At 68.2% G+C, this 14,852-nt stretch carries 12 protein-coding genes; 9 read left to right on the top strand and 3 right to left on the bottom strand.

Annotation, left to right across the window (positions count from 1 at the left end; translation table 11 throughout):
- Nucleotides 1-5: 5 nt before the first annotated feature.
- Entirely contained in the window at nucleotides 6-242 is a 237-nt protein-coding gene (gene xseB, locus ACF8ME_RS27525) for an exodeoxyribonuclease VII small subunit (protein ID WP_016448932.1), read from the bottom strand.
- 340 nt (nucleotides 243-582) lie between these two features.
- Between xseB and ACF8ME_RS27520 the strand changes: the two genes are divergently transcribed.
- The 5 genes from ACF8ME_RS27520 (at nucleotide 583) to flhC (ending at nucleotide 5,224) form a co-directional block, all read left to right on the top strand.
- Complete coding sequence (locus ACF8ME_RS27520) at nucleotides 583-1,722, top strand: aromatic ring-hydroxylating dioxygenase subunit alpha (protein WP_016448933.1); 1,140 nt, start codon at nucleotides 583-585, stop codon at nucleotides 1,720-1,722.
- A 378-nt stretch (nucleotides 1,723-2,100) separates the two neighbouring features.
- Nucleotides 2,101-3,006, top strand: a complete 906-nt coding sequence (locus tag ACF8ME_RS27515) for a DMT family transporter (RefSeq protein WP_016452492.1) — start codon at nucleotides 2,101-2,103, stop codon at nucleotides 3,004-3,006.
- A 93-nt stretch (nucleotides 3,007-3,099) separates the two neighbouring features.
- Nucleotides 3,100-4,008, top strand: coding sequence for a sulfurtransferase (locus ACF8ME_RS27510; RefSeq protein WP_046241730.1), 909 nt, complete (start codon nucleotides 3,100-3,102; stop codon nucleotides 4,006-4,008).
- A 319-nt stretch (nucleotides 4,009-4,327) separates the two neighbouring features.
- Nucleotides 4,328-4,654, top strand: coding sequence for a flagellar transcriptional regulator FlhD (gene flhD / locus ACF8ME_RS27505; protein ID WP_012204159.1), 327 nt, complete (start codon nucleotides 4,328-4,330; stop codon nucleotides 4,652-4,654).
- A gap of 27 nt (nucleotides 4,655-4,681) precedes the next feature.
- On the top strand, nucleotides 4,682-5,224 hold the full coding sequence (gene flhC, locus ACF8ME_RS27500) for a flagellar transcriptional regulator FlhC (RefSeq protein ID WP_016448936.1): 543 nt from the start codon (nucleotides 4,682-4,684) through the stop codon (nucleotides 5,222-5,224).
- 36 nt (nucleotides 5,225-5,260) lie between these two features.
- Here flhC and ACF8ME_RS27495 read toward each other — a convergent pair whose 3' ends face one another.
- Together ACF8ME_RS27495 and ppc are read right to left on the bottom strand one after the other, a co-directional pair.
- Nucleotides 5,261-7,369, bottom strand: coding sequence for an EAL domain-containing protein (locus ACF8ME_RS27495; protein ID WP_016448937.1), 2,109 nt, complete (start codon nucleotides 7,367-7,369; stop codon nucleotides 5,261-5,263).
- A gap of 126 nt (nucleotides 7,370-7,495) precedes the next feature.
- Entirely contained in the window at nucleotides 7,496-10,345 is a 2,850-nt protein-coding gene (gene ppc, locus ACF8ME_RS27490) for a phosphoenolpyruvate carboxylase (protein ID WP_017406380.1), read from the bottom strand.
- Between the two features lie 112 nt (nucleotides 10,346-10,457).
- On the opposite strand from ppc, the gene hemC reads away from it, so the two are divergent.
- The 4 genes from hemC to ACF8ME_RS27470 are packed head-to-tail and all read left to right on the top strand — an operon-like array spanning nucleotide 10,458 to nucleotide 14,685.
- Complete coding sequence (gene hemC / locus ACF8ME_RS27485) at nucleotides 10,458-11,396, top strand: hydroxymethylbilane synthase (protein WP_046986503.1); 939 nt, start codon at nucleotides 10,458-10,460, stop codon at nucleotides 11,394-11,396.
- A 13-nt stretch (nucleotides 11,397-11,409) separates the two neighbouring features.
- The gene (locus tag ACF8ME_RS27480; protein WP_392419071.1) at nucleotides 11,410-12,219 is read left to right on the top strand and encodes a uroporphyrinogen-III synthase; all 810 of its coding nucleotides are present in this window, start codon (nucleotides 11,410-11,412) and stop codon (nucleotides 12,217-12,219) included.
- Nucleotides 12,216-13,358: a uroporphyrinogen-III C-methyltransferase gene (locus tag ACF8ME_RS27475; RefSeq protein ID WP_034399587.1), complete on the top strand. Its 1,143-nt coding sequence runs from the start codon at nucleotides 12,216-12,218 to the stop codon at nucleotides 13,356-13,358. The genes ACF8ME_RS27480 and ACF8ME_RS27475 overlap by 4 nt, the downstream gene beginning before the upstream one ends.
- 19 nt (nucleotides 13,359-13,377) lie before the next feature.
- The gene (locus ACF8ME_RS27470) at nucleotides 13,378-14,685 is read left to right on the top strand and encodes a heme biosynthesis HemY N-terminal domain-containing protein (RefSeq protein ID WP_046986500.1); all 1,308 of its coding nucleotides are present in this window, start codon (nucleotides 13,378-13,380) and stop codon (nucleotides 14,683-14,685) included.
- The last annotated feature ends 167 nt before the right edge of the window (nucleotides 14,686-14,852 follow it).

Below are 14,852 nucleotides of genomic sequence, written 5' to 3'. Positions count from 1 at the left end.
AATCTTCAATCCTGGCTCCAAGGGGCCAGGGTCCCCTCGTCAAGCACCTTGACCTGCTCCTGCACCGCGTCGAGCTGGCCACGGCAGTAGCCGAGCAGCTGCGCCGCGCGCTGGTAGCCGGCCAGCATCTGCTCCAGAGGCAGCTGGCCCGACTCGATCTGCGCGATGAGCTGCTCCAGCTCCTGCAGCGCGGATTCGTAACTGGTGGGCTCGGCGGGAGCCTTGGGGGCAGCCTTGGGCATGTGGCGTTGGCAGTGCGTTGTGGGGAACCGACGATTCTAGGCGTCCCTCCGCGACCGCGCCGCCAATAACCGGACAGCCCTTGACAGGCGCCATCGGCCGCTTGCAATACACGTACCGGGCATCCGGAAATAACCCCACGGGCTATAATCCCATTCCCCGCCAAACCGGCCCCTTGCCTAGGCATGCGGTCGGGCTCACCGACAAGACAGGACGCCTCGGGCGCCGCTTGTTTTCAAGTCGTGAAGCCTGTCTCCATGTCCAGGAACGGCCGGTTTTGCTTTTTCCAATCCCGTGCGCACGCGCACCCTCCCTGTGGGGAGTCTTTAGGTCAGGTCATCCATGTCTGATTTAAGTCTTCAACTGCAGCAGGCCGCAAGCCAACTACCAGTTTCCAGCTACTTCGACCCTGCGCTGTTCCAGCGTGAGTTGGAGACCATCTTTCAACGCGGCCCGCGCTACGTGGGCCATCAACTGGCCGTTCCCGAGATAGGCGACTACTACGCCCTGCCCCAGGAAAAGGAAGGCCGTGCGCTGGTGCGCAACGCCAGGGGGCAGGTGGAGCTGATCTCCAACGTCTGCCGCCACCGCCAGGCCGTGATGCTCAAGGGCAGGGGCAACCTGATGACCGAAGGCAAGGGCCATGCGGGGGGCAACATCGTCTGCCCGCTGCACCGCTGGACCTACAGCACCAGCGGCGAGCTGCTGGGCGCACCGCACTTCAGCCACGATCCCTGCCTGAACCTGAACAACTACCGGCTGCGCGAGTGGAACGGCCTGCTGTTCGAGGACAACGGCCGCGACATCGAGGCCGACCTCGCCGGCATGAAGCTGCGCGAGCAGCTGAGCTTCGAGGGCTTCGTGCTCGACCATGTCGAGATGCACGAGTGCAACTACAACTGGAAGACCTTCATCGAGGTCTACCTCGAGGACTACCACGTGGGCCCGTTCCATCCGGGCCTGGGCAACTTCGTGACCTGCGATGACCTGCAGTGGGAGTTTTCCAGGGAGTACTCGGTGCAGACCGTGGGCGTGGCGCCCGGCTTTGCCCGGCCCGGCTCGGACACCTACAGGAAGTGGCACGACGTGCTGCTGGCCTACCGCAACGGCGAGCTGCCCGAACGCGGAGCGATCTGGCTGACCTACTACCCGCACATCATGGTGGAGTGGTATCCGCACGTGCTCACGGTCTCGACCCTGCACCCGCTGGCCGTGGACCGGACACTGAACGTGGTCGAGTTCTACTACCCCGAAGAGATCGCCGCCTTCGAGCCCGAATTCGTGCAGGCGCAAAAGGCCGCCTACATGGAGACCTGCATCGAGGACGACGAGATCGGCGAGCGCATGGACGCCGGCCGCAGGGCGCTGTACGAGCGCGGCGACAACGAGGTCGGCCCCTACCAGAGCCCCATGGAAGACGGCATGCAGCACTTCCATGAGTGGTATCGCGGCGTGATGGGCGACGCAGTCCCCGCACGCTGATCGGCTCCGGCTCTTCCGACGGCCCGCATTCGTGCGGGCCGTCTGCATTGGGCCTCCTGCATTGGGCCTCCTGCATTGGGCCTCCTGCATTGGGCCTCCTGCATTGGGCCCCCTGCATCGGGCCGCCTTCATCGAGCGGCAGGCCCGCCGCACAGCTCTTCTGAATGCAAGCGCCCTGATGTGCCCAATAGGCAGGGCTGGCGACTGCAATGCATCCCGAGGCAGACCCAATGTCTTGGCTTATGCAATACAGTGCCTTGCGCGTGCCCCTGCCGCGGCCCCGGGCCGTAGACAGCCAGGCGGCATGCGCCAAAAACAAAACCCAACCCTTTCTCGTCCAGCGCCGCGGTCCTTGTGCGGCTCTATCCGGTCATTAATATGCAAGCCCTGTGGATGGTGGCGGCCGCATTCGTCTTTGCGGTCATGAGTGTGTGCGTGAAGTTCGCCTCCCAGGATTTCAACGCGGCGGAGATCGTCTTCTACCGCGGGCTGGTCAGCATGGTAGCGCTGTGGTGGCTGGCGCGCCACCAGGGCATTTCGCTGGCCACGCGCTACCCGCGCGAGCATGCCTGGCGCAGCTTCGTGGGCGTGACTTCCATGGGCGCCTGGTTCTACTCCATCGGCCACCTGCCGCTGGCCACGGCCGCCACCTTCAACTCCATGAGCAGCATCTGGATGGCGGTGTTTCTGATCGGCCAGGGCCTACTGCTGCGCCACCAGCTGCGCCGCCAGCCCGAATCGCATGCGCTGCGCGCACTGCCGCCGTTTCCCTGGAGCCTGGTCGCCACCGTGGCCCTGGGCTTCGTTGGCGTGATCCTGGTGCTGCGCCCCAGCGCGGCGCCGCAGGAATTCGTGGCCAGCGCGGGCGGCCTGATCGGCGGGGTGTTCGCCGCCATGGCCTATATGCAGGTGGCCACGCTGTCGCGCATGGGCGAGCCCGAGGCGCGCGTGGTCTTCTACTTCGCACTGGGCTCGGCCGTGGCCGGCGCCCTGGCCATGTGCTTCACGGGCGTGTCCGCCTGGCCGGGCTGGCGCGCGCTGTGGCTGCTGCCCGTGGGCGTGCTGGCTGCCGTGGCCCAGGTCTGCATGACGGCGGCCTACGCTTCGGCCGGCAACAGCCGCAATACCCTGGTGGTGGCCAATCTGCAGTACTCGGGCATCGTCTTTGCCGCCCTGCTGAGCCTGGCGCTGTTCGGCGAAAGCGTGCCGCTGATCGGCTGGGCCGGAATCGTGCTGATCGTGGCCAGCGGCGCACTGGCCACGGCCCTGCGTTCACGCGGCTGACGGCGACGGCCCGCCTGGGGCCGTCGCATAATGGATCGGACCTTTTGCCGCAGGCGCACCGCCGCCTGCGCTGGCTTTCGGAGTTCCGCATCCATGACATCCAACACCTCCTCCTACCAGACCCTGATCTCCGTCCAGGAACTGGCCGCGCTGCAGTCCGGCGGCCGTCCGCTGATGGTCTTTGACTGCAGCTTCGACCTGGCCCAACCCGCAGCCGGCAAGGCGCAGTACCTGCAGGCGCATATTCCCGGCGCCGTCTTCGCCGACCTGGACCATGACCTCAGCGCAAAACACGGCGTGCCCGGCGCACATGGCAGCGTGGCGGCCAGCGAGCAGGCAGCCTCGGGCGGCCGCCACCCGCTGCCCAGCCGCGAGCTGTTTGCCATGTGGCTGTCGGAGATCGGTTTTTCCAACGACATGCAGGCCGTGGTCTATGACCGCAACGGCGCCAACTACTGCGGGCGCCTGTGGTGGATGCTGCAGTGGGCCGGCCATGGCGATGTGGCCGTGCTCGACGGAGGTCTCCAGGCCTGGCAGGCCGCAGGCCAGCCTGTGGCATCGGGCGAGGAAAGCGCGCGCTTTCAGTCCAACTTCGAGCTGCACGAGCCGCTGCAGCAGCTGGCGACGGCACAGCAGGTGCTAGATGCACTGGGCAGCGCAGGCCAGACCGTGGTCGATGCGCGCGCGCCGGCACGCTATCGCGGCGAAGTCGAGCCGCTGGACCCCGTGGCCGGCCATATCCCGGGCGCACTGAACAGGCCCTTCACCGAAAACATTGCGGCCGACGGCCGCTTCAAGCCCGCCGCCCTGCTGCGCGCCGAGTTCGACCGGCTGCTGGCCGGCCGCGATCCGGCCAGCGTGGTCCACCAGTGCGGCAGCGGCGTGAGCGCCCTGCCCAACCTGCTGGCCATGCGCATTGCAGGACTGCCGCCGGCACGGCTTTTCGCGGGCAGCTGGAGCGAGTGGTGCAGTGACCCGAAGAGGCCGGTGGAGCGCGGCTAATTCGGCTTATGCCCGCCCCTGGGAGACTGCACAATGACAGCACTGTGTCAAAAGGCCGACATGCAACAACACCACTGCAGCGGCCTGCTCCCAGGCCCCCAGACGGCGGGACCCGAGCGAAATCGAGTCATCCAAACCTTGCTACAGGTGTAAGGTAAATCTTACAAACGCCGTCTCACAACCAGACATCCGGCGCAGACCTGCCCCGACTTCAACGGCCAGGGACCCTCCTCCACAATCCATCCCAACAGATCGCAACAGGTTGAACATCTTGTTTCTACCCCGGTGTTGCGGCTGCCGAGATGCAAAGGATGGTCCTATGAACAATGAACAGCTGCTTGCCGAAATCCGCGAAGCCAACCTCACTTACCTGATGCTGGCCCAGACCCTGATCCGCCAGGACAAGGCGGAAGCGGTGTTCCGCCTGGGACTGAACGAAGAATCCTGCGACCTGCTGGCCGCGCTGTCGGCAGCCCAGGTGCTGAAGCTGGCCTCGCGCAATACCCTGCTCGCCAGCTTCCGTGTGGACGACGAAATGGTCTGGAGCTTGCTGACCAACCACAGCAGCAACAAGATCGGCAACGGTGCGACCAATACGCTGCACGCCAACATCCTGATGGCCAGCCGCGTTTCCGAAGTCCTCTGATCCGCCCGAAGAACTCTGGAGCCCGCCATGTCCACCGCCGTCAAAAGTGTCCTGAACGAGTCCAAGCAGATCGAGCGTGCCGCCATGCTCATCGAGATGGGTGCACGCATGCAGGTGCTCGAATCCGAGACCACGCTGTCCTACGAGCGCCTGATCCGCCTGTACAAGGAGATCGCCGGCAAGTCGCCATCCAAGGGCCAGCTGCCGTTCTCGACCGACTGGTTCCTGACCTGGCAGGAGAACATCCACAGTTCGCTGTTCCTGAATATCTACGAATACCTGTCCAAGGGCGCCGAGCTGGATGCCGTTGAACAACTGACCAAGGCCTACCGTCTCTATACCGAGCAGATCCAGGCCGCCGAGCTGGAGGCGCTGCTGTCCTTCACACGCGCATGGCGCCTGGTGAAGTTTGTCGATGCGCAGATGCTGACCCGCACCCAGTGCTCCGTGTGCAAGGGCCAGTTCGTGACCGAGCCCTACGAGAACGAGCGCCACTACCAGTGCGGCCTGTGCAATCCGCCCGCACGCGCCGGCAAGAGCAAGAGCGCCGGCTCGCTGATGCTGCATTGAGCCCCTGCATCGCCGCAGCGATGCACCAGCACGGATTCAGACCGTCTCGCCGCCTGCCCTGGCGGCGCAGTCGCTGGCGAACTGCGGCAACTGCTCTCCCGGCAGGGCCCGGCTGAAGTACCAGCCCTGCACCAGCAGCTCGCCCTCGAAGCCCAGGGCCTGCAGCTGCGCCTGGGTCTCCACGCCTTCGGCCACCACGTTCAACTGCAGCGCCTCGCAAAAGCGCAGCAGGCCGTCCAGCACCAGCGCGCCCTTGGCATGACCGCTGGCCACGACGAAGCTGCGGTCGATCTTGATGGCATCCACGTCGAACTGGTGCAGGTAGCTCATGGACGAGAAGCCGGTGCCGAAGTCGTCTATGGCCACCTTGGCGCCCAGCGCGTGGATCTGGCCTATGGCCTTGCGGATCGCCTCCACATCGCCCACCAGCGCTTCCTCCGTGATCTCCACGCCCACCTGGCCCCTGGCCTGCGCCAGCAGCATCAGCAGGCGCGAGCAGTACTCGGGCGATGTCAGCGTGGCGCCCGTGACATTGATGCTGATCGGCAGGGAAAAACCGTGCTGGCGCCACAGCCGGCATTGGCGCACGGCAGCGCCCGCCACCCACAGATCGACCTCGCGCATCAGGCCGGCATCACCCAGCCAGCGCAGAAAGCCGCCGGGCTGCTGCAGCCTGCCCTGCGAATCGTGGGCGCGCAACAGAGCCTCGCAGCCCAGGCACAAGCCGCTGCGGTGCGAGACCTGGGGCTGGAATTCCAGGTGGAATTCGTACTCGCTGATGCGGCGGATATGGGACAGCATGGTCTCGCGCCGGGCCTGGGTCTCGTGCGCCAGCACCAGCGGATCGCGCGTGACCAGGCCCGCCTCCTCGGGCAGCCGGGAGAACGTGGTGTCCAGCGCGCGCAGCACGATGGCGCCATCGTCCTGGCCCAGCCGGTCGATGGAGCGCACATAAGGCGCATAGACCAGCGCCCCCAACACCGTCAGCGCCAGTTGCAGCACCACGGCGCCCATGTCGCCGCCCGTGCTCACGTAGGCATTGAAGACCACGGGCGCGGTCAGGGGCAGCACCATCGAGGCCGGAGCCACCCAGCCGGCCTGCACCACCGTGACGGCCACGACCAGGTTGATGGCGGGCACCGCCAGAAAAGGCACGAGCAGGCGCAGGTTCAGGATGACCGGCAGGCCGAACAGCAGGATCTCGTTGACGTTGAGCAGGGAGATGGGCAGCGCGGCCAGCGCCAGCATGCGCAGGCCGCGCCCCTTGCAAAACAGCAGCACGGCCAGCGCCAGTGACAGCGTGGCCCCCGAGCCGCCGATGAAGACGAAGGACCCCATCAGGCCGCCGTTGAGCGCCCAGGGCGCCACCAGCCCCTTGGCCACGGCGGCGGCGTTGGCCAGCACGGCCTGGTCCAGCACCTGGAAGAAGGGTTGCATGGCGTAGTAGCCCTGCACGCCAAAGAACCAGAGCACGGAATTGAGCAGCGTCAGCGTCAGCCCGCTGCGATAGGGGCTCTCGGGAGTGGCGATGGCCAGCGGCAGTTCGGCCTGGGTGATATCGGGCAGCACCTGCTGCAGGCCCAGCAGCAGCACCACCAGCAGCAGCGCGACGATGGAGCCGGGCACGACCAGGTTCATCACCTCGCGTACGTTCTCGCCCACAAAGCCCGTGCGCGCAATGCGCGTCCAGCGCATGGCGCTGAGCCTGGCCATCAGCGGCACGGTGATCAGGGGCGAGGCTATGGCGATGAACAGCACCAGCGTGGCGGCCGCGCGCGGATGCTCGCGCAGCAGGAAGATGGCCATCTGCACATGGGCAAAGCACAGAAAGGTCACCGGCAGGCGCGGCAGCCTGTGGCGTATGGAGAGCATGTAGCCGATGGAGGCGGCCACCAGCAGCGGCAGGATGCTGCCGATCTGCGCATGCAGGCCCGCAAGAAGCTGCACCACGGGCTCGGGCTGGCCGGACATCTGCGCCAGCGCCGACAGTATGAGAAACAGGGCCGAGACCAGCAGGCATGGGACCAGCCAGAGCAGGCCTTCGCGTATGGCCCGCATGGAGTTGGCACCGGCCAGCCTGGCCAGGCGCTGCGTCAGGAACAGTTGCATGTCCGGGAACCCCGGCCATGGCGTCTTGTTGCCCATAAGCTCCCACCCTTCACTTCCCGGCAGGAGTCATGCGCCCCTGTCCGAAGCACATCCTACACGGCGGCCGGCCGGCGCCCTGCGCATGGCGGCGCGAGGGGCCTCCCGGCCCGCTCGCGCCCTCGATCAGCCGGTATTGCGCACGCCGGCCGCAATGCCATTGATCGACAGGTGGATGCCGGTCTTGATGCGCTCATCGGTCTGGCCGCCGCGCCAGCGGCGCACCAGCTCCACCTGCAGATGGTGCAGCGGATCGATGTAGGGAAAGCGGTGGCGGATGGAGCGCGCCAGCGCCTCGTTGTGGGCCAGGCGCTGCTTGTCGCCCGTGATGCGCGCCAGCGCATCGACGGTGCTGTGCCACTCGGCCTCGATGGCGCTGAAGATGCGGCGGCGCAGGCGTGCGTCCGGCACCAGGTCGGCATAGCGCGAGGCCAGGTTCAGGTCGCTCTTGGCCAGCACCATGTCCATGTTGGACAGCAGGGTGCGGAAGAACGGCCACTGGCGGTACATCTTCTGCAGCAGGGCCAGCTGGGCCTTGCCATCCTTGCCCGGCTGCCCGATGAAGGCCTGCACCGCTGCGCCGAAGCCGTACCAGCCCGGCAGCGTGAGCCGGCACTGGCCCCAGCTGAAGCCCCAGGGAATCGCGCGCAGGTCCTCGATCTTCTGCGAGGGCTTGCGCGAAGCCGGGCGCGATCCGATGTTCAGCTCGGCAATCTCGCGGATGGGCGTGCTGCTGAAGAAGTAGCTGGTGAAGCCGGGAGTCTCGTACACCAGGGCGCGGTAGGCACCCATGCTGGCCTCGGACAGAAACGCCGCCGCATCCAGGAAGGCGCGCGTGGCCGGCTTGGTCGGCTGCAGCAGCGTGGCCTCCAGCGTGGCGGCCACCAGGGTCTCCAGGTTGCGCCGGCCGATCTCGGGGTTGGCGTACTTGGAGGCGATGACCTCGCCCTGCTCGGTCAGCCGGATCTGGCCGCGCACGGTGCCCGGGGGCTGCGCCAGGATGGCCTGGTAGCTGGGGCCGCCGCCACGGCCCACCGTGCCGCCGCGGCCATGGAACATGCGCAGGCTGATGCCATGGCTGTCGGCCAGATCATCGAACAGCTCGACCAGCGAGATCTCGGCGCGGTACAGCTCCCAGTTGCTGGTGAAGATGCCGCCATCCTTGTTGCTGTCGCTGTAGCCCAGCATGATGTCCTGCTCGCCGCCGCTGCGCTGCACCATGGCCGCCACGCCGGGCAGCTGGAAGTAGCGCCGCATGATGGGCGCGGCGCTGCGCAGGTCGCCGATGGTCTCGAACAGCGGCACGACGATCACGTCGCAGACGGCGCCGTCGTCCAGCGTGCCGCGCAGCAGCCCCGCCTCCTTTTGCAGCAGCAGCACTTCCAGCAGGTCGCTGACCGACTCGGTGTGGCTGATGATGCAGTGGCGTATCGCCTCGGCGCCCAGGGTCGCGCGCAGGCGGCGCGCGGCCTCGAAGATGGCCAGTTCACCGCGCGCATGCTCGGAATAGTCGGCGCCCACCACGCGCAGCGGCCGCGCCTCTTCCAGCAGGCGCACCAGCAGGGCGCACTTGGCGTCTTCCTGCAGGCCCGAATAGTCGGGCTCCAGGCGCGCGGTGGCCAGCAGCTCGGCCACCACCTCCTCATGCTTGTCCGAACTTTGGCGCAGGTCCACCGTGGCCAGGTGGAAGCCGAAAACCTGCACGGCGCGCATCAGCGGACGCAGGCGCTGGGGCGCCAGCACCTCGCCATGGTTGCGGCTGAGCGAGTCGTCGATGACGCGCAGGTCGGCCAGGAACTCCTCGGGCGAGGCATAGGCGTTCTGCGGCGCCACGGCATGGCGCGCGGCCTCGCCGCCGGTCAGCACCTTGAGCGTGGCGGCCAGGCGCGCGTAGATGCCGGTGAGCGCGCGGCGGTAGGGTTCGTCGGAGCGGTGCTCGTTGGTGTCGGGCGAGCGCTCTGCCAGCGCCTGCATCTCGGGCGTGACATCGGCCAGGCGCTGGGACAGCGACAGCTCGCCGCCCAGGTAGTGCACCTCGCGCAGATAGTGGCGCAGCGCCACGTCGGCCTGGCGCGACAGCGCCAGCTCCAGGCTCTGGGCCGTGACATTGGGGTTGCCGTCGCGGTCGCCGCCGATCCAGTGGCCCATGCGCAGGAAGCTGTGCACGGGCAGGGTGTTGCCCAGCTCCTGCTCCAGTTGCGCATACAGCTTGGGGATCTCGCGCAAGAAGGTGGCTTCGTAGTAGGACAGCGCGTTTTCGATCTCGTCGGCCACGGTGAGCTTGGAGTAGCGCAGCAGGCGTGTCTGCCACAGCTGGCTGACGCGGGCGCGCAGCTGGGCCTCGTTGCGTTCGAGTTCGCGCGGGGTGAGCGCGTCCTTGGCGCTGTTGTACAGCTGGGCGCGGGCCACGATGTCCTCGCGCGCGGCCAGCAGTTGGGAGATGTCGCGCTCGGCCACCAGGATGCTCTGGCGCTGCACTTCCGTGGGGTGGGCCGTGAGCACGGGCGCCACATAGCTCCTGGCCAGCGTCTGCGCCACGGTGCCGGCCGAGATGCCGGCCCAGCGCAGCCGCGCCAGCGCCACTTCGATGCTGCCTTCCTGCGTGTTGCCCGCGCGCTCGTGCACGGCGCGGCGGCGGATGTGGTGGCGGTCCTCGGCCAGGTTGGCCAGATGGCTGAAATAGGTGAAGGCGCGGATCACGCTCACCGTCTGGTCCGTGGTCAGGCCCTTGAGCAGGCGCTTGAGCGCGCGGTCGGCGGTCTCGTCGGCATCGCGGCGGAAGGTCACCGACAGCTGGCGCACCTGCTCGATCAGCTCGAAGGCCGCCACGCCTTCCTGCTCGCGGATCACATCGCCCAGAATGCGCCCCAGCAGGCGTATGTCCTCGATCAGCGGCAGGTCCTTGTCCGTCTTGCGGACAGGCTTGTCATCACGCCTGTCATCTCGCGCATTGCTCTTGCGGGGGGCGGTGGCCATCAACGAATCTCCTGGAATCGGTCAGCGTATCGGTTTGCTTGGGCTTCGGTCCTGGTGCCGGGTTTACTGCGGCGCAGCATGCTAGCATCCCGCGCTCCCCCCGAGGCTCCTGATGAATACCAAACCACTGATCCCCCACTCCATCGTGATCGCCACGCGCGAGAGCCAGCTGGCACTGTGGCAGGCCGAGCATGTCCAGGCACTGCTGCGCGCCCGGGGGCATGAAGTGGAACTGCTGGGCATGACCACCAAGGGCGACCAGATCCTGGACCGCACGCTGTCCAAGGTGGGCGGCAAGGGCCTGTTCGTCAAGGAGCTGGAAGTGGCGCTGGAAGAAGGCCGCGCCCACATCGCCGTGCACTCGCTCAAGGACGTGCCCATGGAGCTGCCCGAAGGCTTTGTGCTGGCCTGCGTGATGGAACGCGAAGACCCGCGCGACGCTTTTGTCTCCAATCGCTACGCCGCGCTGGCCGAGCTGCCGCAGGGCGCCGTCGTCGGCACATCGAGCCTGCGCCGCCAGGCACTGCTGCAGGCCCTGCGCCCCGACCTGAGGATAGAGCCGCTGCGCGGCAACGTGAACACCCGCCTGCGCAAGCTGGACGAAGGCCACTACGACGCCATCGTGCTGGCCGCCGCAGGCCTGATGCGCCTGGGCCTGGCCGACCGCATCCGCGCCAGGTTCGAGCCCACCGGCATGCTGCCTGCCGCAGGCCAGGGCGCGCTGGGCATCGAGGTGCGCGCCGACCGCCAGGACCTGATCGACGCCCTGGCCCCGCTGGCCCACCAGACCACCTGGCTGACCGTGACCGCCGAGCGCGCCGTCAGCCGCTGCATGGGCGGCAGCTGCTCCATGCCGCTGGCGGCGCACGGCACCTTCGACGGCCAGCAACTGCGCCTGGACGCAGCCTGGGGAGACCCGGAAGGCCGGCTGCCGCTGGTGCAGGTGCGCGCCGATGCCACCGTCACCGACTTCGCCAGCGCAGACGCGCTGGGCCAGCACGTGGCTGCGCTGCTGCAGGCGGCGGGCGCCCAGCCGGCCCCCAAGCTCTAGACGGCACGCCCACATGCCACCGCGCATACTCGTCACCCGCCCGGCCCATGACGCGGCCGCGTGGGTGGATGCGCTGCAGGCCCGGGGCCTTCCGGCCCAGCCGCTGGCGCTGATGGCCATAGGCCCCTGCCGCGATGCGGCCACGCAACAGGCCTTGCAGGCCGCCCGCAACGCGCTGCGCGGAGGCCCGGGCTACCGCGCCGTGATGTTCGTCAGCGGCAACGCCGTCCAGCATTTCTTCGGCACCGACCCCGCACGGCTTCCGGCCTCCACCCGCGCCTGGACGCCCGGCCCCGGCACCGCCCAGGCGCTGCTGGCCCTGGGCATTGCGCCAGCACAGATCGACGGCCCGCCACCGGACGCCGCCCAGTTCGAATCCGAAACGCTATGGCAGCGCGTGCATGACCAGATCCATGCGGGCGACCGCGTGCTCATCGTGCGTGGCGACAGCCAGGCAGGAGCGCCCAGGACCGTGCCGGCCACGGCAGGCGCCGGCCGCGATTGGCTGGCCGCCCGACTGCGCGAGGCAGGTGCCCAGGTCGAAATGCTGGCCGTCTACCAGCGCGAGCTGCCTGCCTGGGATGCAGCCCAGACGGCACTGGCACGCCAGGCTGCCGAAGATGGCACGCTGTGGCTGCTCAGCAGCGCCGAATCCGTTGCCAACCTGCAACAGCTCCTGCCGGGCCAATCGTGGCAAAAAGCGCGAGCGCTCGCTACGCACGAGCGAATCGCTGCCCAGGCAGGACACATGGGATTCGGAGATGTCAAGCAATGCCGGCCCGCTCTGGAGGACGTGGTTGCGTCGATAGAATCGTCGCCATGAGTTCCGACGCAGCGCAAGACCGCCCCACCCCGCAGGACCTAACGCCCGCATCCTCCGCAGCAGCCTTCGCAGCCGGCTCCGCCCAAAGCAGCCCCGCTGCAGACCTGCGCGGCGGCTCCTCGGCCCTGGTCTACGGCGTGGGCGCCGTGGCCGTCGCGGCGCTCATTGCCTGCGGCATGCTGTGGCAGCGCCTGGGCAATATCCAGGAACAGCTGGCGCGCCAGTCCGCGCAGTCCGGCTCCCAGTCGGTCGAGGCCCGCACCCTGGCGCGCGATGCCCAGGACCTGGCCCGCGATAGCGCGGCGCGCACCTCGGTCATGGAGGCGCGCATTGCCGAGCTGTCTCTGCAGCGCACGCAGCTCGACGAACTCCTGCAAAGCATGTCGCGCTCGCGCGACGAAAACCTGGTGGTGGACATCGAATCGTCCATCCGCCTGGCACAGCAGCAGGCCGAGCTGTCCGGCAGCCTGCAGCCGCTGGTGGCCACGCTCAAGAACGCCCGCCAGCGCATTGAACGCGCCGCCCAGCCCCGGCTGGCCCCGGTCATGCGCGCGCTGGACCGCGATCTGGAACGGCTGGCCCGCATGAGCGTGACCGACACCGCCGGCCTGCTCACGCGCATCGAGGACCTGGTGCGCCTGGTCGACGAAATGCCCCTGCTCAACGCCGTGGCCCAGCCACGCGCCAGCCGCCATCGCGGCGTGGCCGGCCAGGCGGCCCGCCAGCCCGAGCCCGCCCCCATCGAGGGCAGCCCCACCGAATGGCGCTGGTGGCAATCCTGGGGCGAGCGCGGCTGGACGGCCGTGCGCGAAGAAGCCCAGGACCTGCTGCGCGTCAGCCGCATAGACCACCCGGACGCCATCCTGCTGGCGCCGGAACAGGCCTATTTCCTGCGCGAGAACCTCAAGCTCAAGCTGCTGAACTCGCGCCTGGCCCTGCTGTCGCGCCAGTGGGATGCGGCGCGGGCCGACCTGGCCGCTTCCGGGATGGCCGTGAACAAGTACTTTGATCCTGCCGCGCGGCGCACCCAGATCGTGCAGGCCCAGCTGCAACAGATCCAGGCCAATCTGCGCACCACCGAACAGCCGGCGCTGCAGGAAACCCTGGCGGCCCTGGCAACAGCCGCCGCAGGCCGCTGAGCAGCCGGGAGACAGACGAATGCGCGCTGCACTGTGGTTGATCGGTTTGTTCGGCATGGCCGTTGCGGCCGCCTTGTTCGCGGGCTCCAACCAGGGCACGGTGACCCTGTTCTGGGCACCCTACCGCCTGGACCTGTCACTGAACCTGGCCATTGCCATAATCGTGCTGGCCTTCGTGCTGCTGTATGCCGCGCTGCGCGCGCTGGCCGCGCTGCTGCAGATGCCGCACCAGGCGCGGCGCTGGCGCAGCCAGCAGAAAGAGCGCGCCATGCACCACAGCCTGCTGGAAGCCCTGTCGCACCAGCAGGCCGGCCGCTTCCTGCGCGCACGCAAGTCCGCGCTGGCGGCCCTGGCCATGGAAGAGTCCCTGGCCGAGACCCATGCCGCCGTGCCGCACGGCATGCGGCTGCGCGCCGCCGCCCACATGGTGGCCGCCGATGCCTCCCATGCACTGCAGGACCGCCAGCAGCGCGACCACCATTGGCGTGAGGTCCTGGCCAACGCACCGGCCCAGGGCAACGCCCAGGAGCAGGAAATGCGCGAAGGAGCACAGATGCGCGCGGCACGCTGGGCCCTGGACGACCGCGACGCATCCGACGCGCTGCGCCGCCTGGCCGAACTGCCACAGGGCGCGGCACGCCGCACGATCGCGCTGCGCATCCGCCTGAAGGCATCGCGCCTGGCAGGCCAGACATCGACGGCGCTGGACACGGCGCGCCTGCTGGCCAAGCACCGCGCCTTCTCGCCCGCGGCCGCCGCCAGCGTGGTGCGCGGCCTGGTACTGGAGAGCATCAACGAGGCACGCGACACCACGCAGCTGCAGCACTTCTGGCTGTCGCTGGACACGGAAGAGCGCGCCATGCCCGAGATTGCGCTGCCGGCCGCATCGCGCCTCATGGCCCTGGGCGGCGAGGCCGCCCAGGCCCGTGCCTGGCTGCTGCCCGTGTGGGAGCGCCTGCTGTCCCACGCAGGCCCGCGCAGCGAATCCCACCTGCCGCGCCTGGTCCAGGTGCTGGAGCCCTGCCTGGACGGCCTGGACGGCGCCTGGCTGGCTCGCATCGAGGCGGCCAGCAACGCCCATCCGCGCGAAGCCCGCCTGCAATACCTGGCCGGCATGGCATGCGTGCAGCGCCAGCTCTGGGGCAAGGCCCAGCAGCTGTTGCTGCGCGCAGCCCCCCACCTGCAGGAAAGCGCACTGCGCACCCGCGCCTGGCAGCGCCTGGCCCTGATGGCCGAGCACCGCGGCGATGCCGATGCAGCGGCTGCCGCCTGGAAGCAGGCAGCGCAGTCCGTGGTCGTGCTGCCCGCCGATCCGACCCGGCCCTGAGCCCTCCGCGCGGCACGGCGAGCCTTCATCTTTTTTGAATCGAGCCGTCAATACCGCTGAACTCTTTTGGATTTGCCGCTTCCTACACTGCACGTTGTCCGCAGTGCACGAAGTCCACGCAGAGCGCACCGCACCCTTTCTTGCCATCCAGGGCCCCTTTGCAGGGG

This window comes from Delftia sp. WSY_7, from assembly GCF_043104845.1.
GTDB classification, from domain to species: Bacteria; Pseudomonadota; Gammaproteobacteria; order Burkholderiales; family Burkholderiaceae_C; genus Comamonas; species Comamonas tsuruhatensis.
The sequence above is the reverse complement of the archived record's forward strand: the minus strand, read 5'-3'. Positions and strand labels throughout refer to the sequence as shown.